This is a genomic window from Rhizobium skierniewicense Ch11 (genome assembly GCF_023757665.1).
In the GTDB taxonomy this organism is placed as follows: Bacteria; Pseudomonadota; Alphaproteobacteria; order Rhizobiales; family Rhizobiaceae; genus Agrobacterium; species Agrobacterium skierniewicense.
Genome location: NZ_RXPG01000005.1, coordinates 250,486 through 276,547 on the forward strand (window position 1 = coordinate 250,486; position 26,062 = coordinate 276,547).

At 57.4% G+C, this 26,062-nt stretch carries 19 protein-coding genes and 1 riboswitch; of the genes, 10 read left to right on the forward strand and 9 right to left on the reverse strand.

The window, feature by feature from the left end:
- Nucleotides 1–79: 79 nt before the first annotated feature.
- Nucleotides 80–847: a DsbA family protein gene (locus EKM04_RS04625; RefSeq protein WP_183897387.1), complete on the reverse strand. Its 768-nt coding sequence runs from the start codon at nucleotides 845–847 to the stop codon at nucleotides 80–82.
- Between the two features lie 169 nt (nucleotides 848–1,016).
- On the opposite strand from EKM04_RS04625, the gene EKM04_RS04630 reads away from it, so the two are divergent.
- The 4 genes from EKM04_RS04630 (at nucleotide 1,017) to EKM04_RS04645 (ending at nucleotide 4,500) form a co-directional block, all read left to right on the forward strand.
- Complete coding sequence (locus EKM04_RS04630) at nucleotides 1,017–2,174, forward strand: pyridoxal phosphate-dependent aminotransferase (protein ID WP_183897386.1); 1,158 nt, start codon at nucleotides 1,017–1,019, stop codon at nucleotides 2,172–2,174.
- Nucleotides 2,175–2,280: 106 nt separating this feature from the next.
- Nucleotides 2,281–2,985 (forward strand): SDR family oxidoreductase, encoded by a 705-nt coding sequence (locus EKM04_RS04635; protein ID WP_183897385.1) that lies wholly within the window; start codon nucleotides 2,281–2,283, stop codon nucleotides 2,983–2,985.
- A gap of 180 nt (nucleotides 2,986–3,165) precedes the next feature.
- Complete coding sequence (locus tag EKM04_RS04640; RefSeq protein ID WP_183897384.1) at nucleotides 3,166–3,543, forward strand: response regulator; 378 nt, start codon at nucleotides 3,166–3,168, stop codon at nucleotides 3,541–3,543.
- Between the two features lie 120 nt (nucleotides 3,544–3,663).
- Nucleotides 3,664–4,500 carry a response regulator gene (locus EKM04_RS04645; protein ID WP_183897383.1) on the forward strand — a complete coding sequence of 279 codons (837 nt, stop codon included), beginning with the start codon at nucleotides 3,664–3,666 and terminating at the stop codon, nucleotides 4,498–4,500.
- Nucleotides 4,501–4,519: 19 nt separating this feature from the next.
- Here the strand turns inward: EKM04_RS04645 and EKM04_RS04650 are convergent, their stop codons facing one another.
- The 3 genes from EKM04_RS04650 to EKM04_RS04660 all read right to left on the reverse strand — a co-directional run bounded on the left by EKM04_RS04650 (nucleotide 4,520) and on the right by EKM04_RS04660 (nucleotide 6,983).
- On the reverse strand, nucleotides 4,520–5,110 hold the full coding sequence (locus EKM04_RS04650; protein WP_183897382.1) for a carboxymuconolactone decarboxylase family protein: 591 nt from the start codon (nucleotides 5,108–5,110) through the stop codon (nucleotides 4,520–4,522).
- A gap of 75 nt (nucleotides 5,111–5,185) precedes the next feature.
- Nucleotides 5,186–6,688, reverse strand: a complete 1,503-nt coding sequence (locus EKM04_RS04655) for a phospholipase D family protein (RefSeq protein WP_234911026.1) — start codon at nucleotides 6,686–6,688, stop codon at nucleotides 5,186–5,188.
- A 103-nt stretch (nucleotides 6,689–6,791) separates the two neighbouring features.
- Nucleotides 6,792–6,983, reverse strand: coding sequence for a hypothetical protein (locus EKM04_RS04660; protein ID WP_234911024.1), 192 nt, complete (start codon nucleotides 6,981–6,983; stop codon nucleotides 6,792–6,794).
- A 92-nt stretch (nucleotides 6,984–7,075) separates the two neighbouring features.
- Nucleotides 7,076–7,257: riboswitch (cobalamin riboswitch) on the forward strand.
- A 72-nt stretch (nucleotides 7,258–7,329) separates the two neighbouring features.
- Here EKM04_RS04660 and bluB point away from each other — a divergent pair.
- Nucleotides 7,330–8,016, forward strand: coding sequence for a 5,6-dimethylbenzimidazole synthase (gene bluB / locus EKM04_RS04665; protein WP_183897381.1), 687 nt, complete (start codon nucleotides 7,330–7,332; stop codon nucleotides 8,014–8,016).
- 7 nt (nucleotides 8,017–8,023) lie between these two features.
- Here the strand turns inward: bluB and EKM04_RS04670 are convergent, their stop codons facing one another.
- Both EKM04_RS04670 and EKM04_RS04675 read right to left on the reverse strand, forming a co-directional pair.
- Nucleotides 8,024–9,148 (reverse strand): DUF2865 domain-containing protein, encoded by a 1,125-nt coding sequence (locus EKM04_RS04670; RefSeq protein WP_183897380.1) that lies wholly within the window; start codon nucleotides 9,146–9,148, stop codon nucleotides 8,024–8,026.
- 148 nt (nucleotides 9,149–9,296) lie between these two features.
- The gene (locus EKM04_RS04675; RefSeq protein ID WP_174153144.1) at nucleotides 9,297–11,612 is read right to left on the reverse strand and encodes an NADP-dependent malic enzyme; all 2,316 of its coding nucleotides are present in this window, start codon (nucleotides 11,610–11,612) and stop codon (nucleotides 9,297–9,299) included.
- Nucleotides 11,613–11,828: 216 nt separating this feature from the next.
- Here EKM04_RS04675 and EKM04_RS04680 point away from each other — a divergent pair, with 216 nt between their 5' ends.
- Nucleotides 11,829–12,659: a UDP-2,3-diacylglucosamine diphosphatase gene (locus tag EKM04_RS04680; protein WP_183897379.1), complete on the forward strand. Its 831-nt coding sequence runs from the start codon at nucleotides 11,829–11,831 to the stop codon at nucleotides 12,657–12,659.
- Between the two features lie 16 nt (nucleotides 12,660–12,675).
- Here the strand turns inward: EKM04_RS04680 and dgcA are convergent, their stop codons facing one another.
- Complete coding sequence (gene dgcA / locus EKM04_RS04685; RefSeq protein ID WP_183897378.1) at nucleotides 12,676–13,659, reverse strand: N-acetyl-D-Glu racemase DgcA; 984 nt, start codon at nucleotides 13,657–13,659, stop codon at nucleotides 12,676–12,678.
- Between the two features lie 143 nt (nucleotides 13,660–13,802).
- On the opposite strand from dgcA, the gene EKM04_RS04690 reads away from it, so the two are divergent.
- Genes EKM04_RS04690 through EKM04_RS04705 form a run of 4 tightly spaced genes read left to right on the forward strand, consistent with a single transcriptional unit; the run spans nucleotide 13,803 to nucleotide 17,816 of the window.
- A complete protein-coding gene (locus tag EKM04_RS04690) occupies nucleotides 13,803–14,963 on the forward strand; it encodes an ABC transporter permease (RefSeq protein ID WP_183897377.1) in 1,161 nt (386 codons plus the stop codon).
- Nucleotides 14,964–14,972: 9 nt separating this feature from the next.
- Nucleotides 14,973–15,806 (forward strand): ABC transporter ATP-binding protein, encoded by an 834-nt coding sequence (locus EKM04_RS04695; protein WP_174153148.1) that lies wholly within the window; start codon nucleotides 14,973–14,975, stop codon nucleotides 15,804–15,806.
- 2 nt (nucleotides 15,807–15,808) lie between these two features.
- Nucleotides 15,809–17,179 (forward strand): MlaD family protein, encoded by a 1,371-nt coding sequence (locus EKM04_RS04700; RefSeq protein ID WP_174153149.1) that lies wholly within the window; start codon nucleotides 15,809–15,811, stop codon nucleotides 17,177–17,179.
- A gap of 19 nt (nucleotides 17,180–17,198) precedes the next feature.
- Complete coding sequence (locus EKM04_RS04705; RefSeq protein WP_234900291.1) at nucleotides 17,199–17,816, forward strand: ABC-type transport auxiliary lipoprotein family protein; 618 nt, start codon at nucleotides 17,199–17,201, stop codon at nucleotides 17,814–17,816.
- A 68-nt stretch (nucleotides 17,817–17,884) separates the two neighbouring features.
- On the opposite strand, the gene EKM04_RS04710 is transcribed toward EKM04_RS04705, so the two are convergent.
- Both EKM04_RS04710 and EKM04_RS04715 read right to left on the reverse strand, forming a co-directional pair.
- Nucleotides 17,885–18,322, reverse strand: coding sequence for a PACE efflux transporter (locus EKM04_RS04710; RefSeq protein WP_183897376.1), 438 nt, complete (start codon nucleotides 18,320–18,322; stop codon nucleotides 17,885–17,887).
- 285 nt (nucleotides 18,323–18,607) lie between these two features.
- On the reverse strand, nucleotides 18,608–25,627 hold the full coding sequence (locus EKM04_RS04715; RefSeq protein WP_183897375.1) for an apolipoprotein A-IV repeat region-like domain-containing protein: 7,020 nt from the start codon (nucleotides 25,625–25,627) through the stop codon (nucleotides 18,608–18,610).
- Between the last annotated feature and the right edge of the window lie 435 nt (nucleotides 25,628–26,062).

The window sequence follows — 26,062 nt, forward strand, 5'->3', positions numbered from 1 at the left end:
ACGAAGGAAAAGCCCCGAAGCGCTCAAACAACCCGTTGTCCTTAATCTTCTGGTCTTTATGACCGGTTTGGGGCGTTATTTAAGAACACGTCGTTTTGCCGCAGCTGCGCATATTGTCAATTTTTTCCTTGAGTGGCACGGCGCCGACGGCGCCAAACACGGCCTCATTGCCGATAATGTAGGAGGGGGTTCCGGTAATGCCGAGACTTGTCGCCAGCTGGTAGGCTTCCTTCACCTGTGCATCGTTGGAGTTTTCAGCCATGGATTTACGGATATCTGCTTCCTTTATGCCGAGCGCTTCAGCCACTTCGATGGCGCTTGCTTCGTTGGCACGGCCGGAACCTCCCAACAGCGTGCGCTGGAATTCGGGATATTTCGCCGGTGCGATCAGCTTTATGGCGTTCGATACCTTGTGGGCTTCCACCGATTCGGGTCCGAGAATGGGGAATTCCTTGAGGACGAAGCGGACGTTCTTGTCTGTTTTGAGAATGGTATCCACGTCCCCCATCGCGCGTTTGCAATAGCCGCAATTGTAATCGAAAAACTCGACCAGCGTCACATCGCCGTTGGGGTTGCCGATAGACAGATCATATTTGGACGCGAAGATGGCTTTCTGGTTGTCTCCAACCGCATCGGCCGCCTTGGCGTTGCGCGTTTCGTACTGCTTGCGCTCAAGAGCATCCTGGACCTCCAGCATGATTTCCGGGTTCTCGATCAGGTATTCCTTGATGAACGCGCCGAACTCTTTCTTCTGCTGATCATCGAGAGCGTACGCGGGCAGGGAGATGAAAAGCGTCGAAAGGGCCGTCACGCAGGCAAGGGCTGTGGATTTGATGGAAAGTGCCATGGGGTCCTCGTCGTGTCGTGGCCAGGTGTGATGTCTTACCTCACGCCATTACCTTAATTTAATTCAAATGGCATATCGCAAATTAAATTTCTCCGTTGCGATCTTGTCATTGTGAAGGCCGGGATAATGCGGCACATCTTTCAGTGGCATACCAGGAAAGAGCATATTTTTGATTACCTTGTCCAAGCGAAGCGCGGTTGAGCCATTCCATGCCATGGATGTTCTGGCGGAAGCGAACAGACGCAGGCAGGCGGGACGCCCCGTTATTTCCATGGCTGTCGGCCAGCCATCCCATGCGGCGCCGAAGGCATCGCTAGACGCGGCAGAGGCGGCTTTGAAGCACGGACGGATTGGCTACACCGATGCTTTGGGTTTGCGTGAATTGCGCGAGGTCATCGCAACGAGTTACAGGCTACGCCACGCAACGATCATCGATCCCGCACGCATTGCGGTGACAACCGGATCTTCTGCGGCTTTCAATCTGGCATTTCTCGGCTTGTTCGATGTGGGGGACGCGGTCGCCATCGCGCGCCCTGGATATCCAGCCTACCGCAACATTCTCAAAGCACTGGGTCTGACGGTCGTTGAAGTCCCGGTTACCGCCGAGACGGGCTACACGCTGACACCAGCGAGCCTCGAGCGGGCAGAAACCAGAGCGGGGCGCAAGCTCAAAGGCGTGCTTCTGGCAAGTCCTGCAAATCCCACAGGAACCGTGACCGGACGCGAGGCGCTGAAGCGGCTGATTACCTATTGTGACAGCCGCAATATCACGTTCATCTCGGATGAAATCTATCACGGACTGACTTTCGTGGGGGAGGAGACGAGTGCCGTCGAGATCAGCGATAACGCCGTGGTTATCAACTCCTTCTCGAAATACTATTGCATGACCGGATGGCGCATCGGCTGGATGGTTCTGCCGGAAACGCTGATCCGTCCGATCGAATGTCTGGCGCAGAGCATGTATATCTCGGCACCAGAGCTTTCACAGCTCGCCGCGACTGCTGCCTTTTCTGCCGAGGAAGAGCTCGATGTCTATAAGGAAAGCTATCGCACCAACCGCGACTTTCTTCTGAGCCGTTTGCCGGAGCTTGGGCTGCCATTGGTGTCGCCGATGGACGGTGCGTTCTACGCCTATGTCGATGTCAGCCGCTACTCAAACGACAGTATGGAGTTCGCAAAGCTGATGTTGGCGGAAATCGATGTCGCCGCTACCCCTGGCCTCGACTTCGATCCCGTCGAGGGCCATCGTGCCATGCGCTTTTCCTATGCGGGTTCGGAGTCGGACATTGCGGAAGCCGTCGGGCGTATCGGGGGCTGGCTGAAATAGGTTTTCGAACCGCGTGCAGTTTTGTTGAACTCTGTCACAAGTGATTTTGGTTCGAACTTATCAGTAAATGACGATAGGCTCTTCCCGATAACAATGGGAGAGTATGATGACGCACGAGAGAGTGGCGGTGATAACGGCAGGTGGCAGTGGCATGGGGGCCGCTGTTGCCAAGCGGTTGGCGGATGACGGTTACAAGGTCGCGATCCTCTCATCGTCAGGCAAGGGTGAATCCCTGGCTGTTGAACTGGGTGGCATTGGTGTTACAGGTTCGAACCAATCCGCTGACGACCTACAACGACTGATCGATCTGACGCTCGAAACGTTTGGACGCATCGATGTCCTTGTAAACAGTGCAGGACACGGTCCCCGCGCGCCGATACTCGATATTACGGACGAGCAATGGCATGCAGGCCTTGATGTCTACCTGATGAATGTCATCCGTCCGACCCGCCTTGTGGCGCCTACAATGGTGCAGCAAAAGTCAGGAGCCATCATCAACATATCGACGGCCTGGGCGTTCGAGCCCAGCGACATGTTTCCCACGTCGGCTGTCTTCAGGGCGGGCCTCGCAGCCTTTACCAAGATATTCTCGGATACCTACGCCGCTGACAATGTTCGCATGAATAACGTCCTGCCGGGGTGGATCGATAGCCTCCCGGCGCACGATGAGCGCCGGGACATGGTGCCGATGCAACGCTATGGAAAAAGCGAGGAAATAGCGGCGACTGTCGCATTTCTAGCGTCCGATGGCGCGGGATATATAACCGGCCAGAACCTGCGTGTAGACGGTGGACTAACCCGTTCTGTGTAAAGGATATTAGCACTAAAATAGATCGGCATCACATGCGCTGCCGGTGACAAAAGCCCGCAATTCCGGGTCATTCCGCGCATTTCGAAGGAACCGTGTCTCTGCCACTGCGTTATTCAACCCAAGGGTAATCGTTTCAATTTGGAACACGACACTCGTGTATGAAAACAGGTGGTTTGATCCATGGGACAGAGAAATCCAATCGCCAGACACGTTGTGCTGGTTGTAGAAGATGACCCGCTGCTTCGCATGATGGCGGTGGATCTCGTGGAAGACGCTGGCTTCGATGCGATCGAGGCATGCGATTCGGATGAGGCTGTCGAAATCCTGCAGGCCCGCCCAGACATCAAGGTTCTCTTCACGGACGTGGATATGCCGGGAAAAATGGACGGCGTTGCTCTCGCCAATTGGGCGAGACGCAGCATCGTGCCCCTGGGAATAGTTCTTACCTCGGGTCATTACAGACCGGATGACGAAGATTTGCCAGATCGCAGCATCTTCTTCTCAAAGCCCTATGACTTTGAAAAAGTCATGAAAACACTCAAGCTGATGAGGGCGTGAGCGAAATTTTCTCATTTGCCAAAAGGTAACCATAGCTCAAACGTCAATTCCGCAATTAATTGTTCTTAAAACACCTGCATTTATATTGCATTCCAAGGCTATAAGAGTTTTGGGGGTATTATGAATTTTCTGGGAATTACAGGCATGCAGTATGCTGGCGTGCCATTTCACGACACACGGATATTGCTTGCTGAGGATTCCAATGTCTTTACCCAGATGATCGGCGCACGCCTCAAGGAATTACTTGGATTGAGCGTCGAGGTTTGCCGTAACTTCGAGGAATTGCAGGAGTGCTACGAGCGTTCTTCTGAGGAAGTCACCCTTGCAATCTCCAACATCAATCTTCCCGGTGCGGAAAACGGTGAGGCTCTAGAGTATCTTGTCGATCTCTCGATCCCGACGATCGTCTTCACCAGCACCTTTCATGAAGACACGCGCGAAAAACTCATCACCAAGGAAGTTGTCGACTACATCCTCAAGGACAATGTATTTGCGGTCGATATGCTGACCGAATCGGTTTGCAGGTTCCTCACCAACCATCGCCATCACGTCCTCATCGTCGACGATAGCCCGACAGCGCGCGCTCTTCTTTCCAGCCGCCTGAAGCGCTACAATTTCCGTGTCAGCCTCGCCGAAAGCGGTGCGAAGGCGCTGGAGATTCTCAAGAACAATCCTGACATTGGTTTGGTGGTCACGGATTACAACATGCCCGACATCGATGGTTTCGAGCTCACACGTCGTATCCGCACCATGCGCGGCTCGCACGAGTTGCGCATCATCGGCGTCTCCTCGTCAACCAACAGGCTTCTGTCCGCGCGTTTCCTGAAGGCTGGCGGAAACGACTTCATGTTGCGTCCGTTCATCGATGAAGAGTTCTACTGCCGCGTGAACCAGAACTTGGATACGCTCGTGCAGATCAAGTCCGCGAGAACGCTGAACGCGAAAGCCGCCGCCTGACGGAGAAAATGTGGGGCGCTCAGGCGTCCTGCTCTATCGGTCTGCCCATGGCGAGTTTTTCCGAGAGTTGCGGACCAAGCCTGTCGACATAGGCTTGGTCTGGCGACGTTCCCAGCGCATCGAGCGTCTTCGAAAAGAAGCAACGCGCGGCGGCGGCTGCGACGATGTCGAATATTTCAGCGTCAGTCAGAGCATGTGTTTTCAGCATGTCGATATCGTCTTGGGTGATCGAGGTTGCATCGCGTACAACTTTGGTCGCAAAAACCATGATGGCCCGTTCCTGTTCATCGAGGGGCGCGTCGTCGCCACCATCAATGATTGCTTCCAGCTCGCTGCCGGAGACACCTTCTCTGGCCAGAACGGCCCCGTGAGCCAGCATACAGTAGGATGAGCGTAGTTCCCGGGCAGCAGCCAGCGTCACCAGTTCGTATCGTCTCGGCTCGATATTGCCGCGCAGGCTGACCAGAAGCGCGCTCCAGCTTTCCATCACCTCTGGACGATGCCCAAACGCCTGATACATGTTCGGCAGATAGCCGTGGGTATCCCTGGCGTTTTCATACATCTCTGCGATTTTACGGCTGGTTTTCGGCTCTGGCGGCGCGATGAACATCGAGGTCTCCTGAATTTTAACTCTCTCTAAAATGCGTGAGCGCCCGATTGGATCATTCTCATTTGATGTTTTTTGTCACAGCTGGGATTCGAGCGGCAATATACCCATTACGATGGCCATGGCTCGGCGGCTCAGGCTTGCGTAGGGCTCGCTGGTATAGTGTTGCGGCCTGCCTCTTACGACGCCATTCCAGACGACGTTGTGACGTTGGTTGAGCGTCAACTCAAAGCTCATTTCCTGACGGATTTCATCTTTGAAGATCGCGTCCATTTCCTCGACGAGCCGGGGCGACGTGAACAGCACGCCCATTTCGGTGTTCAGCGACATCGAGCGTGGGTCGAAGTTCAGGGATCCGATGAACCCCATCTCGCCATCACGCGTGAACGCTTTGGTGTGCAGGCTGGCCTGGCCTGAACCGCGAAGGGAAAATGACGAGTTCTGGTCGGCAAGCGCGCGCAACTCATGGATTTTGATGCCGTTTATAAGGAGCGGGCGTCTGTAGCGCGAATATCCGGCGTGGACAGCAGCGACATCGGTTGCCGCGAGTGAGTTCGTCAAGACGCAAACCGAAACGCCATTTGCCGACAAGCGGGACAGGGTTTCGACGCCCTTGAGGCCGGGAATGAAGTAAGGCGAGGTAATCCGCAGCTTGGTCGTCGTTTCGTCCATGATGGGCAGCAGCGTTTCCATCAGGTAGTTATGGCCATGACGGCGCTTGCCGGCCGCTTTCTCCGGCGGATCGGCAACGACTTGCACGGTTTCCACCCAATGCAGCTTGTCGGAATTGAGGAAGTTGCCGGAATTGTGCTGGCTTTCCACCCGATCTAGATAGGGTCGTGCCGCGCTTCCGGCCGCCAGCGCGTCCATCCTGCGACGGAGTTTGGCAAGTTTATTGGGGCGCCTTGCGAGCAGCGACCTGACCGGGACGGCAACGGCGCTGTTCCAGTAGTCATCGAAGATTTCTTCAGCCTGTACTAAGCATTTGCCATGGGCTATGACATCGAAATCCCTAAAATTCGCCTGTTCCGCTGCATCGAAGTAGGCGTCTCCGATATTGCGCCCGCCGACGATCAAGACCCTGCCATCGGCAATCCATGCCTTGTTGTGCATTCTCCGGTTGACGCTGCGAAACCGCAGAACCATTTCCAACCCACGGCGGAACACGTTTTCCCGCGCTTTGGTGGGGTTGAACAGACGCAGTTCGATGTTGGGATGGCTGTCGATGGCATGAAAGGCACGGTCCGGAATGGACACGCCTAGATCATCCAGAAGCAGGCGCACGCGCACGCCGCGATCAGCAGCTGCTATGATCTCCCGCATCATCAACTGGCCGGTAAGATCCGCGTTCCACATGTAGTACATAAGATCGAGGCTTCGGCCAGCCGCGCGTGCAGATCCGACGCGGGCCGCGAAGGCACCGAGATTGGATTGCACGAGTGACAGCGCGTTCGGCTCCTCGCGTCCACAGCTTATGTCCGTCCAGTGACGGTCAAGCGAGGTCGCATTATCGTCCGTCGGCAATGCAGTGGATGCGATCTTGACGATGACCTTATCACGGTGGCGGGACGCGAATGCCATTGCGGCCACAACCATTGCGACAACCAGTAGACAGATTGCGATGGTTATGTTCACGGCGATAGGGCCACCCGGATCAGTTGCATCCTCACTATATCTGCTGAAATCAATGGATTTCAATACCGCGCTTGTCGGCTTCTTCCTTGATGATGTCCTCGACCGTCAGGCGTTTCAGGTCTGGATTTCCCAGCAGGTAATCATTTGCGATTTCGAAAATGGATTTTGGACTTTCGTTGCTGTGAAGTGTGTCGAGATCCTGGCCAATTTTCTCGCGCAGTTGCGTGTCGTCATTCATCATGCTTCCTCCATCATATGAAGGCTAGAATGCACAGGCGGTATCTGGGTTCCTGTCACGCTTTGAAATGAGGATTGCATTAGTGGGTGACGCCAGCCATAACCCACCGATCAGGTGCTTGCCTTTGGGCAGGAGAATCGGGAATGCGGTGAAAATCCGCGACGTGCCCAACGCTGTAAGGGGGACGCGTGTGACCATGTGCCACTGAGATGATCGGGAAGGCGGTGACATGCGGTTGAACCCGAGTCAGAAGACCGGCCTGATGCGATAGACCGAACCGCATGGACAGCGGCAGGTTTTGAAGGTGAGCCGTGTTTTCGGCTGACCCTAGCATTGTTGGGGATTGACGATGCAACAGGACGACTTCGACCACGCGCTCGTGTCAGCTGAGGAATTTTCCGATGCCGACAAGCAAGCCGTCTACCGCGCCATCGAAACGCGACGCGATGTGCGTGACCAGTTTCTGCCAGAGCCTCTTTCGGACGAGTTGATCGGCAATTTGTTGAAAGCTGCACATGCCGCGCCGTCAGTCGGGTTCATGCAGCCATGGAATTTCACACTTGTCACGGACGGGAAGGTGAAGCAGCGCGTGTGGGAGGCCTTTTCGCGTGCCAATGCAGAAGCCTCTGACATGTTCGGGGAAGAGCAGCGGGCGCTTTACCGCAACCTGAAGCTGGAAGGTATACGCAAGGCGCCGCTGTCGATCTGCGTGACCTGCGATCCGACGCGTGGAGGAGATGTCGTCCTTGGTCGAACACACAATCCGCGCATGGATGTGTATTCTACAGTTTGCGCTATTCAGAACCTGTGGCTGGCGGCGCGCGCGGAGGGCGTTGGTGTGGGATGGGTGAGTATCTTCCACGACGATGATATCCGCGACATCCTTGATATACCGCCGCACATCGAAATCGTCGCATGGCTGTGCGTCGGTCATGTCGAGACGCTCTATGGCGAGCCGGAACTGGCGGTGAAAGGCTGGCGCCAGCGCCTGCCGCTGGACGAACTGGTGTTTCGGGACCGCTGGGGAGCAACGTGAAGGGCTCCTATTGCTGCTGAGGCTGTGCACCCTCCAGTGCGGGGTTTTTCAGGTCGATGCGGCTTTGCTCCTCGGGCAGGAATTGTGGACCCACCATGCGAACCTTGTTCTTTGATGGGTCATAATCCCGCTCTGGCACGGGTGCCGCCTCGACCTTGAGGTCTGTCTTGCTGTCAGCGGGTTTGGTCGTGGCGTCACTCTTCGGTGACGTGATGGTGGTGATGCTGCTGGAGCCATTCTGCAAGGCAGTGGATTGCGGGGCTTTCGCCTGTTCGTCCTGCTTTTTCATCTGGTCCTGATAGGCTGCCATATTGCAGCTGCAGGACGGTGCGCGGCTTGAACTGGGGTTGTTGCGGTAGGCAAAGGCCGTCGGCATGGACGCATAGGGCTGGCCGGTCTTGGCCGAAACCATGTCCGAACTCTCCTGGCCCTCCAGCGCGTGGTAGAACAATTCCGTCTGCGTGCCTGGGCACATGCGCTGACATTGCGCCGCCTGATCGCGGAAATCCAGTGGTGTCGCATCCGATGAAATCGGGAAGAACGCGCCGTCACAGGTTCGCACACAGAGCGTTCTCAGGCCACCTTGCATGGGCATGTCCGGCGAGGGGGCGTAATCCGAATTATCGGGTTGATTGAACGGATCACCGGAGCCACGCATATCGGGGTCTTGCGAGGGGTCGGTCGAGGCCAGGGACGGTGGCTGCTCGTCGAAGCAGCCATTTTCTTCGAGAGCGGCCAGGATGTTTTGGCGACTATTTTGGGCGTTGTCTGCCTGCCGTGCGGCCAGCATACGATCGCGGTCTTCTGCAATCATGGCGCGTTCAGCTTCAGCCTGCGCCAGCGCATCGCCGATTTCGCCGCAGAGCTGCGCGTTCGGATTTCCATAGACAATCACGCTGCCAGAGGAGCAGCCATAGCCACGCATATCGTTCCGGATCCGGCGAATGATGATGTTCTGCTGGGCCAGCGCGCTTGCATAACGGCGCACTTCCGCCGTATTTCCCATGATGCGCGTGGGTTGATTCAACTCAGCCCGCAGATCACCGCAGACGTCGTTAGTCTGCGCGTACAGGGGAACGGCGAACAGAACCGCTGAAAGGGTGCCGATCAATCGGCCTCGGCGCGAGATCAATGGTCTGTCCGTTTCCGGCCCGTAAACATGCGTGCCATACCCTGTTGATCGTCGTCAGCCGAATGCAAACCACGAATATGCGTTCAGGATAACATAAGGCTGGGCCGCAAAGCGGCAACAACCAGTTCAAAATTGCGTTAACCCGGACTTACACAGAAGGGTGTGAAGCCTGAACTGTTGCAAGGGCCGCCATGTTGACCACACCACGCGATGTCACCGTTGGTGACAGAATGTGGACGGGCATGGCTGAACCGAGCAGGATAGGGCCGACATGCAGACCCTCGGTCATGGTGCGCACGACGCCGAGGGTGATGTTGGCCGAATCGAGGTTCGGGAAAACCAGCAGGTTCGCTTCCCCCGACAGAGCACTATTGGGCATGGCCCGCTTGCGCAGGATTTCCGACAGCGCCGAGCCGCCCTGCATTTCACCATCGATTTCCAGTTCCGGCGCGGTGTCGCGCACCAGCTGAAGGGCGCGGCGCATCTTGCGCGCGCTTTCGGAATCGCGCGAGCCGAAATTCGAGTGGCTGACGAGAGCGATCTTCGGTGTTATTCCAAAACGCTTGATTTCCCTGGACGCCAGGATTGCCAGTTCCGCGATGTCTTCAGACGTGGGATCGTAATTGACGAAGGTGTCCGTGAGGAAGATTGCGCCCTGCTGGGTAATGAGCAAGCTGAGACCGCCGAATGTGTGTGCGCCCTCGCGTTTGCCGATAATCTGGTTGACGTCGCGCAGGTGACGATCGAAGCGGCCTTCCAGACCACAGATCAGTGCATCTGCTTCGCCACGCTTGACCGAGAGAGCGCCGATGACGGTGCTGTTTGTGCGAACGATGGTGCGCGCCGCTTCCGGGTTGATGCCGGCGCGACCGACCAGAGCGAAGTAGTCATCAACATACTCGCGGTAGCGCGGATCGTCTTCAGGGTTGACCACCGCAAAATCCGCGTGCGGGCGAATGCGAAGACCGAAGCGCTTGAGGCGTGTTTCGATGATCTGCGGACGGCCGATGAGGATCGGCACGCCTGTGCCTTCCTCCAACAAGACCTGGGCGGCGCGCAGCACGCGTTCGTCTTCGCCTTCAGCAAAGATGATGCGCTTCTTTTCTGCCGTCTTCGCCAGATTGAAGATGGGTTTCATGATGAAGCCCGAGCGCCAGACGAAACGGTTGAGCTGGTCGAGGTAGGCGTCGAAATCCGTTATGGGGCGCGCAGCCACACCGCTTGCGGCAGCGGCACGCGCAACGGCTGGCGCAATGCGCAGGATCAGGCGCGGATCGAACGGCGACGGGATGAGGTAGTTGGGGCCAAAGATCGGCGTTTCGTCACTATAGGCCTTCGCTGCGACCTCCGAGACTTCCTCGCGCGCCAGTTCGGCAATCGCGTGGACGGCTGCCATCTTCATTTCTTCGTTGATGGTTGTCGCGCCGCAATCCAGTGCACCTCTGAAGATGTAAGGGAAGCAGAGAACGTTGTTGACCTGATTCGGAAAATCCGAGCGGCCGGTGCAGATCATGGCGTCCGGGCGCGCGGTGCGGGCCAGTTCCGGCATGATTTCCGGGTTGGGATTGGCCAGCGCCAGAATGAGCGGCTTTTCCGCCATGCGGGCCAGAAGCTCCGGCTTCAGGACACCTGCCGCGGAAAGACCGAGGAAAACATCGGCGCCATCGATGGTTTCATTGAGAACGCGCTTGTCGGTCTTTTGCGCATAGACCTCTTTCCACTCGTCCATCAGGCTGTTTCGTCCTTCGTAGACGAGGCCCTCGATATCGTGAACCCAGATGTTTTCGCGTTTTGCACCCAGCACCACCAACAGGTTGAGGCAGGCGAGGGCCGCCGCACCCGCACCGGATGCAACGATCTTGACATCACCGATTGTTTTGCCTGCCAGTTCCAGTGCGTTGGTGACCGCCGCAGCGACGATGATGGCGGTACCGTGCTGGTCATCATGAAATACCGGGATGTTCATTTTTTCGCGAAGCTGACGCTCCACTTCGAAACATTCGGGCGCCTTGATGTCTTCAAGGTTGATGCCGCCAAAGGTCGGCTCCAGCGCCGAAATGGTCGAGACCATGTCGGTGATACCAGGTGCGTCGATTTCGATATCGAAGACGTCGATGCCTGCAAATTTCTTGAACAGAACCGCTTTGCCTTCCATGACTGGCTTGGAGGCGAGAGGGCCGATATTGCCGAGGCCCAAAACTGCGGTGCCATTGGAAATCACGGCGACCAGATTGGCGCGCGCGGTATATTCGGCAGCCATTTCAGGATTTTCGTGAATGGCAAGACAAGGCGCAGCAACGCCGGGCGAATAGGCAAGTGCCAGATCGCGTTGGTTGCCGAGCGGTTTGGACGCCTGGATTTCCAGTTTTCCGGGACGCGGATAGCGGTGATAGAAAAGCGCCTGTTCTTCCAGATCCGCGTTGGCGTTGGTGTTTTTCGTGTTGCCCGTTTCCTGAGAACTCATTCTGTCACCGCTTATTTCAAGTTTCTTGGAGGCCTTTGCATACAACAATCAGCTTGTGCGTACAGCCGTTTATTTTACCTGTTCCAGGCAAAGTCGGTACTTTTGCTTGTGCTCAAACGCCGGTTTCGCATGCGCAATGGCAGCATTGTCATCTTGCTGAAACACGAGTCTGTTTTTCCATTGATGAGGATTGCCGAGTACAGGGGGAACAGTTCCATGGCCGGGCAAAGCGAAGCCAAACAGTTCAGAACACTCTTCATTTCAGACGTGCATCTTGGATCGAAAGCCGCCAAGACGGATTTCCTCTTGGATTTCCTGCGCTATCATGAAGCCGAGACCATCATTCTTGTCGGCGACATCATCGATGGCTGGCGGTTGCGCCGCAACTGGTACTGGCCGCAGGGCTGCAACGACGTTGTCCAGAAGCTGCTGCGCAAGGCCCGCAAGGGAACGCGCATCGTTTACATTCCTGGCAACCACGACGAATTCCTTCGTGAATTTCCGGGCACCCATTTCGGTGGTATCGAAGTGGCCGAGCGGATGATCCACGAAGCCGCCGATGGCAAGAAATACCTCGTCATTCACGGCGACGAGTTCGATGTGGTGGTCCGTAACGCCCGTCTTCTGGCCTATCTGGGTGACTGGGCCTACGATGCTGCGATTGCCGTCAACGTTCTGCTGGCGGCCGTTCGTCGCCGCATTGGGCTTCCTTACTGGTCGTTCTCAGCCTGGGCGAAGCTCCAGGTCAAGCATGCCGTCAATTTCATCGGCGAGTTCCAGCGCGTGGTGGCGGACGAAGCGCGCCGCAACAATGTGGACGGCGTCATCTGCGGACATATTCATCATGCGGTGATGGAGGATATCGACGGTATCCGCTACATCAACACCGGCGACTGGGTGGAAAGCTGCACGGCGGTCGTCGAGACGATGGACGGCACGTTCGAACTGATCACCTGGATGAAGTCGGATCAACAGACCGAAGAGCACAGCGTTGGCGAACTGGAGCCGGTCGCTTTTCCCAAGCTCATCGGCAAATACGCAGCCTAAAGCAGGTCGGTTTCCGTCAACCCCAGAGTTGTGGCTCTGGGGGATGGACAATCGAGTCGTCGTAGACCAGTCCGGGGAGGTGATCGCGCGCCAGCAGTAATGGGCCATCGAGATCGGCAAAGGCCGTGTCCTGCGCCAGTAACACAGCGGGCGCCATGCCGAGCGATGTGCCGAGCATACATCCCACCATGATGGTATAGCCAAGCCGCTCCGCCTCGCGCTTCATGATCAGCGCTTCGGTCAGTCCGCCTGTTTTATCGAGCTTGATGTTGATGGCATCGTAACGGTCGCGGAGCGATGCCAGATCGGCTGTGAGATGTACGCTTTCATCCGCGCAGATCGGAACGGGCCTCGATATACGTGACAGCATATGGTCCATGCCGGCGGGTAAGGGCTGCTCGATCAAAGCGATACCCAGTTCAGCCGCGATGGCAAGGTGATGTTCGAGATTGTCTTCTCTCCATCCCTCATTGGCGTCGATGATGATCGCTGTCGTTGGCGCGGCTGCGCGCACGACGCGGAGGCGAGCCTCGTCGTCTTCGGTTCCCGTCTTGATCTTCAGAAGCGGGCGATGGGCGTTTTCGGCAGCTTTGGCGGCCATGGTATCTGCGTCACCGAGCGAAATCGTATAGGCGGTCACAATTGGATGGGCGGGTCCACGTAATATCGCTTCTGCGACGCCTTTACCGCTAAGCTTTGCCTCCAGGTCCCACAGGGCGCAGTCCACGGCATTGCGCGCCGCGCCCGGTTTCATCGTGTGTTGCAACGTGTGCCTGTCCAGACCGTTAGCCACGGCATCAGCGACTGCACGGATATCCGCAATCACACCCTCGATGGTTTCCCCATAACGAGCGTAAGGCACGCATTCACCAACGCCTTTGGCGTCACCGTCATGAAGTGTGCAGCGCACGACACGAATCTCGGTTCGGCTGCCCCGCGATATGGTGAAACTTCCGGCAATCGGGAACGTCTCTGCTGTGGCTTCAAGGTAACGACGCATGAAAATTGCCTTAGAGGTGATGAATAAACCTGTAAACAGACGAAAAATCACCCGTTTTCATCCGCAGGGCAGTGGCTTGCTGATCCGGCAGTCGATATGAATCGTTACAGAATCTTTAAGACGCTGCATTCGCTTGGAGCAAGATGCAAGAACTTCAGACTAAACAACGGGCGAAACCTGCATCAATCTCAGCCGATGACAACGCTGAGGCCGAGAACGCGCGTTACGTTTTGAGCGGTTCCTGGCGTAATGCCAACATCCATCCTGTCCTTGCCGACATCGAGAAGATCGAAAGATCTGCAGCGAACGGCTCAATCTCGGTCGATCTTGCCGATGTGGATGATATCGATACCACGGGTGCATGGCTCTTACGCCGCATGCGCTACCGCCTGGAACAGGCCGGTACTGAGGTCGTATTTGAAGGCAATGAGCGGGTTGAAGGCATCATCACGGCTCTGCCGGATGAGGCACCATTGCCGCCCAAGGAGACCAATAAAAAGGGTGTCGTCGAGCGGATATTCGACCCCGTAGGCAAGAACGTCTTGCAGGCAGGCGCCGATTTCCTGGCAGGCATGTATATTCTGGGCTCTGCCGTGCGCGGCGCACAGATGAAGCTTGGGCGAGGGCGCGGTGTTTCACCTGCTGCCATCGTCAACCAGATCGACCATATGGGCGTGCGCGCTGTGCCGATCATCCTGTTGATGTCGTTTCTCATCGGCGCGATCATTGCCCAGCAGGGTGCGTTTCAGCTGCGTTACTTCGGTGCGGAAGTGTTTGTGGTCGACCTCGTCGGCATCTTGCAGCTTCGTGAAATCGGCGTTTTGCTGACTGCGATCATGATCGCCGGTCGCTCGGGAAGCGCGATCACGGCCGAGATCGGCTCCATGAAAATGCGAGAGGAAATCGACGCGCTGAAGGTTATAGGGCTCAATCCGGTCGGCGTTCTGGTGTTCCCACGCCTCGTGGCGCTCACGATCGCGCTTCCGCTTCTGACCATCATCGCCAACTTTGCGGCGCTGTTCGGGGCTGCCGTCGTTTCGCTGCTGTATTCAGGCATCACATTCGAAGTGTTCCTTTCCCGTCTGCATTCTGCGGTGGAAATTTCCACCATCGCATCCGGCATGATCAAGGCACCGTTCATGGCGCTGATCATCGGCATCGTGGCCGCGGTCGAGGGCATGAAGGTTGGCGGAAGCGCTGAGTCGCTTGGTCAGCACGTGACTTCGTCCGTGGTAAAGTCCATTTTTGTTGTGATCCTGGTCGATGGTGTGTTCGCCATCTTCTATGCAGCCATCGATTTTTAAGGAGAGGATGTGCAGGACCAGGCCGTAAAGACAGACAACAGCAAGAAAGACCGGGAAGTCATTCTCTCGGTTGAAGGCGTGACCGTTGCGTTTGGCGACAAGGTCGTTCTCGATAATCTTGATCTCGACGTCTACCGTGGCGAAATTCTCGGCTTTATCGGTCCGTCTGGTGCCGGTAAGTCCGTTTTGATGCGGGCGGTTTTGCGCCTGCTTCCCCGCCAGGCCGGTACAATCAAAATTCTTGGAACAGATTACGACAAGGCGACGGAAGACGAGCGTATGGGTCTGGACACGCGCCTTGGCGTTCTTTTCCAGCAAGGTGCATTGTTTTCCGGCCTGACTGTCAAAGAGAACATCCAGCTTCCAATGCGCGAATATCTGGACTTGCCACAGGCGCTGATGGACGAGCTAGCCGCGTTGAAAATCGAGATGGTGGGTCTGGCAGCTGATGCCGCAGACAAATATCCGTCCGAGCTGTCAGGCGGCATGATCAAGCGCGCGGCGCTGGCGCGCGCATTGTCGCTCGATCCCGATCTTGTTTTTCTGGACGAGCCGACATCCGGGCTTGACCCGATCGGCGCTGCTGAATTCGATATGTTGATTGCGAGACTGCGTGATTCGTTGGGATTGACCGTCTACATGGTGACGCACGATCTCGACAGCCTGTTTTCGGTCTGTGACCGCATAGCCGTTCTGGGCAATAAAAAAGTTGCCGTAGAAGGCACACTCGAGGAAATGTTCGAGAGCGACGATCCTTGGGTTCAATCATATTTCCGCGGAAAGCGGGCACGTGCCGTCGTTCTTCCCGATGGCACGCAACACATTCCGGGGAGTGACGGATAGCCATGGAAACAAAGGCAAATTACACCATCGTCGGAATATTCACCCTGATCGTCATCGGGGCGGCATTCGGCTTCGTTTACTGGATGGCAGAATTCGGCCGCGGTGGACCTACCGCTCAGTTGACGATCCGTATTCCGGGCTCGGCCAACGGCCTGTCCGTCGGCTCGCCGGTGCGGTTCAACGGCATTCCTGTTGGTACCGTGCGTGGCCTGTCTATTGACCGGGACGATCCGGCTTATTCGATTGCCTTCACGGAAGTGCAGGCCGATGCTCCGGTGTTTCCATCCACCCGTGCCGTTCTTGAAATTCAGGGCCTGACGGGCGCCGCCTATATCGAGCTTTCCGGCGGCCGTAACAATGAAGAGCGGATTTTGCAGAAATCCTTCGATACCGGCGTGCCGGCGGAGTTGACGGCCGACCTCTCCAGCGTGACCAACCTTCTGGCAACGGCCGACAAGATCTTGAAACGCGCGGATGGTGCCATCGGCGAGTTGCAGGGCTTCGTGCAGGATGCGCGTGGACCTTTGACGCAGACGGTGCGCAATGCCGAGAAATTCTCCAACGCTCTTGCTGCCAACTCCGATGGTATCGAAAACTTCCTCGAAAGCCTGAGTTCGCTTTCGACCACCGTTCAGTCTGTGTCCGTGCGTCTGGACAGTACGCTGACGGCCGTCGAAGACCTCGTGAAATCCGTGGACTCGCAGAAGATCGATTCGATCCTGACCAACGTCGACAAGGTGACGTCCGATGTCGCGTCTGCCTCCGGTGGTATTCAGGATGTGATGGAAACGGTGCAGCGCACGTCACGCAACTTCGAGCAGGCCAGTTCAGACGTTCAGGTCGTCGTGAAGCGCGCCGACACGCTGCTGGCTTCGGTCGATCCGGCAAAGGTCAGCAACGCGGTGGACGATGTTGCCGTGGCGACTGCCGATGTCCGTCAGGCCATTGGCACCTTCCGTCAGATCGCTGACGACGTGGGCACGCGTCGCCCCGATATCGATCAGGCGATCGCCGACTTTACCGATATGTCCCGCAAGCTGAACGCAGCGTCCAGCCGTGTCGATGGCATCCTTGCAAAGGTTGATGGCTTGCTGGGAACCGACGACGCCAATTCGCTTTTCTCCAAGGCGCGTGAGACTCTGGCCTCGTTCAAGGCGGTTGCTGATAACATCAACATGCGTGTTGGTCCTATCGCGGACAATCTGGCACGGTTCTCGAGTTCTGGTTTGAAAGATTTCCAGGCGCTGATCGGCAGTACACGCCAGACAGTGGATAATCTGAACAACACGATCACGAATTTCGACCGCGATCCGCAGCGCCTGATCTTCGGCGGCGAGAACGTGAAACAGTATGATGGCCGAACACGGCGTTGACGGGGGTATGGATTTGAAAATGTCGTTGATGCATTGGCAGGGTAATATCCCCGCCCGGACCAAAGTTCTCGTGATGATGCCGTTGCTTGCAGGGCTGCTGGCTGGTTGTGGCGGCAGCGCGAAGAACGACACGTTCGATCTATCGGTCTCCTCCACACCTGTGACGCAGGGCGCATCGTTGCGCTCCCGCCAGTTGCTGATTGCAGAGCCAACGGCGCTTAAGGCGCTTGACAGCGAAAACATCGTGGTCCGTCTGTCAGGTTCTGAAGTTCAGTATCTGGCAAATTCCCAATGGAGCGACCGCCTTCCGCGTATGGTGCAGTCCAAGCTCGTGGAAGCGTTCGAAGATACAGGCAAGCTGGGCGGCGTCGGTCGTCCAGGGCAGGGTCTCGCTATCGACTATCAGGTCGTGACCGATATTCGCGCCTTTGAAGTCGATACGACCAAGAACCTCGCGACGATCGAGATTTCTGTAAAATTGCTGAACGACAAGAACGGTACGGTCAAAGCGCAAGAGGTGTTTCGCTCCACTGCGCGCGTCAGCGGCTCCGGCAATGCAAATCTTGTGAAGGCACTGGACAACGCATTTGCCTTGTCATCCCGTGAGATTGTCAGCTGGACATTGCGCTCGCTTTAACGCAACCGACAATTTGAAAACAAAACGCCGTGTATCCCAAGGGATGCGCGGCGTTTTTGTGTTCGGGATTATTTCACTGCGTTCTCTGTTTCCCACTCGGCCAGAGGAAACAGTCTGTCGTAGCACCAGTTGAAAATGAAGGCGTAGCCCACATAGAACAGAGCGAACGACACGTCCATCACCAACGCATGCAGGATACCGATGTTGAGATACCACGCGATGAAGGGCATGAGGACCAGCAGCAGTCCAAGCTCGAACAGACCGGCATGCGCAACGCGTATCATCGCCGTCTTCTGCGTGGTGCCTCTATAGCGCTGCATGGCGTGGTCGAAGCCGAGATTATAAAGATAGTTCCAGGCGGTGGCGATCGTTGCACTGACGACGCCGACGATACCGATGTCCTCCGCCGGCACGCCAAACACAATCGAGCCCAAGGGAATGATGAGGATGAGGCCGATGATTTCAAAGCTGAGGGCGTGACGAATACGATCGGCGATCGTGCGCATGGGATACTCCAGAAATTTCCGGGCCGTCCCGTGTGCTGTTGCCACAATGGCCGAGGTCGTCCTCGCCTCGATATAAAACGGCAGCTGATTTTCTTCAACCCTTGAAGCCGTATCCAAAAGCGTGTCTCTGTGAATAGGATTCACTGCGACACGCTTTAGCTCTGTTTTTGTGGCATGTACGTTATCGTTTCATTGAGGACAATGAAACGCGACATGCTCTAAGAAAAAGCCCTCCCGGTTGATCCGGAAGGGCTGGATTGTGACAGCGTTTATAGGTGTACTCGCCTAGCTGAAACGTCCCGCTGCGTGAGCGAGCATGGTGTAGACCTTGCCCGTGTCCGACGTCAGGTAGGATTGCGTGACCGTGCGGTCCCGGTCGGTTCTGGCGACGTCTGCGAGAAGCTTTTCGAAGTCGGAAATATAGCGATCCACTGCGGTGCGGAATTCCGTTTCGCGCTCGTACTTGCGCTTGATCTCGTCGAATGTCTGCTGGCCCTTCAGCGTGTAGAGACGACGCGTGAAGACATCGCGTTCACCACGCTGATAGCGGCCCCACAGTTCCACTGACGCGTCGTGATCGATGGCACGGGCGATATCCACGGACAGCGAATTCAAAGATTCGACGACGTGGCGTGGGTTGCGGGTGTCGCTGGCGCGGGTCTGAGCCTCTTGCGGCTGGCGGGGGGCCGCGGCAGCGGGTGCTGCGGCTTCCTGCCCGTCACGCGAAGCCCCACGCAGGAGATCGCTGATCCAGCCGCCGCCTTCTTCGCGACGCTGTACGGGTGCCGTGAGACCTGCCTGCGGTGGAGCCGTTCTGGTTTCCGCCGGTTGTGCGTTGCGGATGATGGGAGCCGACTGCGTTGGCTGCTGTTGAACGGGGCGCGGCGCGACAGGTGCAGGAACGATGGCCGCAGGTTGCTGCTCACGGGATTCCACACGTGGCTGCTGCGCCTGGACGGGTGCCGGTGCAGGTGTTGCTGCTGGCGCAGCCTTCGTTGCTGCGATGGCCCTGGCTGCCGGTTCAGAGATTTCCAGCTGCTGCGTTGAACGGCCCACGAGCTGGGAAATATCCTGCAAAGCCTTGATCTGCTCGGAAACGGCGCGACGCATCGCTGCCGCGCTTTCTTTGGCTTCCTCTGGAAGATCGAATGCACCACGCTTCAGTTCGGCGCGGGTCGAATCCAGTTCCTTGCGAATATCAGCGCTGGAGCGGCGGATTTCATCCGTTGCGCCGGCAAAGCGGGTCACGGCCTCTTCGACTGCTTCACGCAGGGTTTCGCGCAGAACAGACGCTGCCGCGTTGGACTTGTCGGTCGCATTGCCGAGAAGCTTATCGACATCCGCAAGCGACGAGGCAACGCCGCCGCGAAGTCTATTGACCAACGCGTCGGAGTATTTCTGCGCGTCTGCCATGGTGCCTTCGATGGAGCGGCTTGCATCTTCACCCGCCGAAAGCAGGGCGCCACGCATGTTCTGCGCTGCGGTTTCAGCACGCTTTTCCGTCTCGTCGAGCGAGCGGCCGATCTCGCTGAAGGAGGAACCCAGATTGTTGCGAAGGTTGCCTGCGACATTGGCAGAGCGCTGTTCGACATCGGCAAAGGTCTGTTCAACCATGCCCATCACGCCCCGCATGGAGGATTCGATTTCTTCCGAGCGGGTCAGGAGGCCCATCGAAAGCGTACGCAGAGCTTCCTGGCGCTCTTCCAACGTTCCCACGAGGCTCGTCTGTGCGGCGTTGAGCAACTCCGAGGCCTGCGACAGAACGCTGGAGTGCTCCTCGAAGCGACCGACGATGCCCGCGACCTGCGACAATGTCTGGCCGGAGATGTTGGCCAGACGGTCGATCTTGCCTTCCAGCAAACGGCTGGAGCTGGACACCATGTCGGAGGCGCGGGATGCCGATTCCGAGAAGCTTGTCGTCGCCGTAGCGAGAGACTGATCAGCAGCCTTCAGTTCCTGCGATGCGCGAACGACAGCGACGTTGAGGTCATCGACGGCACCAGTGACGATATCCGACATGCCGGAATGGGTTTCCGTCAGCATCGTCGTGCTCTTGCGCGTGGCGGCAACCAGCTTTTCGGCGGCGTCGTTACCGGCCTTGGCGTAATCCTCGATTGCCTGCTCTACCAATTGCGCCATGCCGCTGTTGCTTTCGGCCAGAAGGCTTGCGCTTTGCTGGGCAGCTGTGACGATCTTTTCTGCGGCGTTCTGGCCGACCGTTGCATATTCATTGACGATGGGCTTGGCTTTTTCTTCGATGAGGCGAGACAGTTCGGCGGAACGGCTGGCCAGCATGGAGTTAAGCTCACGCGTCCGGGTGTCGAGTGTGGCGCGGATGGATTCGCCACGCGCGTCGAGCGCGCTCTCGGCATTGGATAGCGTTTCGGACATCGCGCCGACCTGCGAGCGCACCACGGCTTCTGCTTCCGCGACCTTGTTGACGATGGCGTTTCCAGCTTCCGAAAAGCTCTGGGCGACCGCTGCGGCCTGGCCGGAAAGGCGACCCTGCGCATCCGAGATGCGACCGACGATCTCATCCGAACGCTGTTCGATGGCGCGGGTGAATTCGTCGTTGCGTGCTCTGACCTGTTCGGTGAATTCCGCACCTGTCTTTGCGAGAAGCTCGGTGGAGCGCAGCGCTTCGCTGTCCATGGTCTGCGTTGCATTGACCACGGCGTCCCGAAGGCTGACGGCGAGGCCGGAAGCCTTGCCTTCAATGGTGCGATTGACGTTGTCGAGACCGATGTTCAAGGCGCGATCCATGGTGCCGAGGCGCTCGTCGATCCGCGCTGTCCCCGTATCCAGAACGCCCGCGATACGCTGTGTGGCGTCGTCACTGGTGCGGACAAAATCTGCGGTTTTCCCTTCCAGCGTATCGGAAATCTTGCGGCTTGCGTCTTCGATGGATGCGTTGACGTTACCAAGATTGGTCTGGATGCGATTTTGCAGGCTGTCGATATTGGTTTCCAACCGTGCGCCCGTCTCATCAAGACGCGTCGAAACGTTGCTGACGGACTGTTCGACACGCGATGAAAGAACATCGGCAGCGCTACCGATTTCGCGGGCGGCGTCACCGATCTTGTCAGCGACTGCGCCAGCGCTGTTTCTCAGGCGCTCTTCAAGGGTTGCACCGCTTGTGTCGATGGTCCGCTGCAAGGCTTCCTGCTGATTTTCCAGCGACATTTCCAGCATGCTGGCGCTGGACGCAATCGTCGTGCTGAGCGACATCGCCTGTTCCGACAGAAGATCGCTCATGCGTTCCTGTGCCGAACCGAGGGTCTGAGTGAAGGCCGAATGCTGTTGATCAAGCGTGGAGCGCAGCTGTTCATGTGACGACAGGAGATTGTTTTCCAGACGCGATACGCCGCTCTCCATCGTCTCCGAGAAGCGACCCTGGCCGCCTTCGACTGCCGTTTCGATACGGGTCGCCGCCGTGTTGACGGTCTCCTCGATCAGGATGCCGTTGCGTTCCACGGTTCTCGTGATCGCATCGGCTTGAACGCCGAGCATGGTGTCGAGGCGAAGGTGACCGACTGCGAGTGCTTCCTCGATCGTGGAGGCCGTGGAAGACAAGCGCTGTTCGGCCCCGGTCACGGATTGCGTCAGGGCCGCCGTGCGGTTGTCGAGCGTTTCCGTGATGCGCTCTTCGGCGCCGGATATTGCCATGTCGATCGCCATTGAGCGGCTGTCGAGGACATCTGTGATACGATCTTCAACACCGGAGACGACGTTCGCCAGTGCTGTCGTGCGGCTGTCGAGCGCATCCGAGATGCGACCTTCAACGCCGGAAACAGTATTTGTGAGCGCGCTGGTGCGGGTATCGAGTGCTTCTTCAAGGCGCTCCTGCGCGCCTGAAAACGCCATGTCGATGGCCATGGTGCGGCTGTCCAGCGTGTCTGCAATCCGTTCTTCCACGCCTGAGACAACGCTGTTGAGAGCCGCAGTTCTGCTGTCGAGCGTGTCGGCAATTCGATTTTCGACACCGGACACAACTGTGTTGAGAGCAGCCGTGCGGCTATCAAGGGTTTCCGCGATGCGTTCTTCCGCACCGGAGAATGCCATGTCGATGGCCATGGTGCGGCTGTCCAGCGTGTCGGCAATCCGTTCTTCCACGCCTGAGACGACGCTGTTGAGAGCAGCAGTTCTGCTGTCGAGCGTGTCTGCAATTCGATTTTCGACACCGGAAACAACTGTGTTGAGAGCGGCCGTACGGCTATCCAGAGTTTCCGCGAGGCGTTCTTCCGCACCGGAGAATGCCATGTCGATGGCCATGGTGCGGCTGTCCAGCGTGTCGGCAATCCGTTCTTCCACGCCTGAGACGACGCTGTTGAGAGCGGCAGTTCTGCTATCGAGCGTGTCTGCAATACGCTCTTCAACACCGGATACCACGCTGTTGAGCGCCGCTGTTTTGCTGTCGAGAGTTTCGGCCATGCGTGTTTCCACGCCGCTGACCGCTTGCGTCAGTGATGCCGTGCCGTTGACAAGCGTATCAGAGATCCGGCTTTCAACGCCTGAAACGACCGTGTTGAGTGCAGCCGTGCGCGCATCGAGGGTCTCGGCGATGCGCTCCTCAGCGCCGGAGAAGGCCATGTCGATGGCCATGGTGCGGCTGTCGAGCGTATCTGCAATGCGTTCCTCGACGCCGGAGACGATGCTGTTGAGCGCGCTGGTCCGGTTGTCGAGGGTTTCAGCCAGACGCTCTTCGGCGCCGGAAAATGCCATGTCGATAGCCATCGTTCGACTATCGAGTGTATCGGCGATGCGCTCTTCAACACCGGATACGACGTGGTTGAGTGCCGCTGTTCTGCTGTCCAGCGTTTCGGCAATTCGGTCTTCGACGCCAGCAACGGAATGGGCAAGGGCTGCCGTACCGGTGAGGAGCGTATCCGAAATCCGGCTCTCGACTCCGGAGACGACCGTGTTCAGCGCGGCCGTGCGCGCATCCATCGTTTCAGCAATGCGTTCTTCGGCACCGGAGAAGGCCATATCGATGGCCATGGTGCGGCTGTCCAACGCATCGGTCATGCGTTCTTCTGCGCTCGACACTGCGCTGGTCAAGGCAGTGGTGCGGCTGTCCAGCGTGTCGGAGAGCCGCTCTTCGGCTGTCGAGAATGCCATGTCCAATGCCATGGTTCGGCTATCAAGTGCGTCGGCAATGCGTTCTTCAGCACCGGATACGACGCTGTTAAGGGCAGCGGTGCGGCTATCAAGTGTGTTGGCGATACGGTCTTCCACGCCAGCGACAGCGTTGTGGATTGCAGCCGTGCGGCTGTCGAGGGTATCGGCCAGGCGGTCTTCGACACCGGAAACGGCGCCGGTGATGGCCGCTGCACGGGTTTCGAGTGTTTCAGCAAGACGACGCTCGACATCTGCGACGATGTTGTTGATGGCGGCTGCGCGCTCATCGAGAAGAGCCGCAAGGTCCTGGGCAGTGCCAGAGACCGAGCCGGTAATGGCTTCGGCGCGGCTTGCCAGTGCATCGTCGAACCGGTTCTGACTTTCGGAGAGCGCGCTGATCAGCGCGGTGCTGCGTTCTGCGAGAACGGCATCGATCTTATCATGCGTCGCTCCGAACGCCTTCGTGATGTCCGTCGTGCGGGTGCTGATGGCGTCGCTGAGTTCCCGTGTGTGGCTTTCGAGCGAGCTTTCCAGCATCTCCTGACCGGCACCCAGCGTCGTTGCCAAAGCCAAGGATTGGTCGGTAAGGGTTGCGCTCAAGCGCTCGATGCCGGAGTTCAACGTGCCGTCGATGGTATCGGTACCACCGGAAACCGTCTCGTTGATGCGTGCCAGGCTTTCCATCAATTTGCTGTCGAGGCTGCCCGCACGCTGATCGAAGGCGCTGGTGAATTCGGCAACACGCTCGTCAAAGGCAGAGTTGACGAGGCCGACGGTTGTCTGGAGCTTTTCTTCGAACAGGCCCGAACGCAGATCCAGGTCCATAATGGCATCGTCCGCGCTGCTCTGCAGATTCTGGCGGAAAGAAAGGCCTTTTTCTTCGAGCGTCGTCGTCAACTGGTCGAGAACATGATCCAGCGAACCGCCGATGACCTGCTGGCCGCGGTCTATGTTCTGGGAAATCTCCTGCGTGCGCTTGGACAGGATATCGTTGAGCAGGCGTGTGCGATCTTCCAGCACCTTGTTCAGGTTTTCCGTGCCGCTGCTGACCGTGGAAGCCTGTGTCGCGAATTGCTCCAGCAAAAGACGGCCGCGCTCGTCCAGCGTTGTGCTGAGGTCGTGCAGGCGCAGGTCGAATTCGTTGGAGATCGTTGCGCCCGACGTGTTGAGTGCCTGAAGAAGATTGTCGGTCTTGGCAGCGATGAGGGTGCCCATCGCCTCCGTCGATACGCGGGATTTTTCGAGCAGGGCGGCGGATCGTGTGTCGATCATAGATGCGAAAGCCTCACCGCTGGTGGCGAGGCGCATCGACAGTTCTTCACCGACGATGGACAGTTCTTCCTTGATCTGGTCCTGCGCACCAATGATGGACGAGCGGATACGCTCAGCATGATTGATGATGGCGTCGCGCTCTGCGCTCAGTTCGTGAACGAGGCTGCGAACACGCAGTTCGTTATCGGCGTAGCTGCGCTCCAGTGCATTCACTTCGGAGTGAACGAGTGTTTCGAGCTCGGTTGCGCGCGCAATGGTGCGCTCGATGCCGTCGTTCATGGCCGACACTTCACGTCGCACGGCCTGACCGACGGACATGATCCGGTCGGACGCAACGGTTTCCGGCTCGGCAAGGCGCAGGGCAACTTCCGCCATGGAACGGGCAGCATTCCGCAGATCGCGGGCGCGCGCCATCATGATGGCGAAGGCGAAGAACAGTGTGATCGGAACGATGATGCCGATGATGATCGCCATCACGCCGGGAATAGCAAAAAGCTGTGCAAGCGACGAGACGTTCCAGATCAGGTCGCCATAGATGACATTGGCAAGGCCGACGCCTGCAATGGCCCAGAAAGCCGAGAAGATGCTCGCGTTGCGAAGGGCAGCTGTGATGGACCCCGCATCCAGCGATTTCAGGATCATGGCCGGGCTGCGCTTGGAACCATCATTGGCGGCTTCGAGAGAGGGAGATCGGGGCGCTTGCTCCGGGGCAGGGCGTTGTTGCTGCGGCTCGGCAGGACGTGCCTTTGATTTTTCGGGCACTCTGGTCTTTTCTGACACTCTGGCCTCCGCAGGCTTGGGAGTTGTTCGTTTCCGAGGCTCCGGCTGGGTTTCGTAAGCGCCGAGCTGCAAGGCATCTTCCAATGCCTGAAACGCAGTCTCGTCGATCGAGTCGCTGATCTTATTGTTCGCCATGCGGTTACGCCTCGTTACATATACGCCCGGCCTCATGCCGTTCATCCGCTCGCCGCCGCTTACGGATTTCCGCCACCATGCCTCAAGACACGATACCTGCCGGTATATAGTGCCTCGTTTCTTACTAAAGTCCTGAGAACCGATTTCCCGGCTGCCAGGTAAGATTACATCGACATGCCGGATTTACAAAACTTGTACGAAAGTCATGCGGCACGCAGTACCGTACTGACACATTTGTGGCTTTGAAACAATTAAAGCGACACCGCACCTTATGCCAAGTTGCGGTTTGTTAACAGTTTTTAAACCTCGCTGGCAGGTGGAACGCCTTGTTTCCTATAAGTTTAACATAAATTAACCATAGCAAAAGATTTCCCGGCGTTTCGTGCCCCAATTTAAGCTCATCGAAGGCCTAGCCTGCTCTAATGCAGAACATAT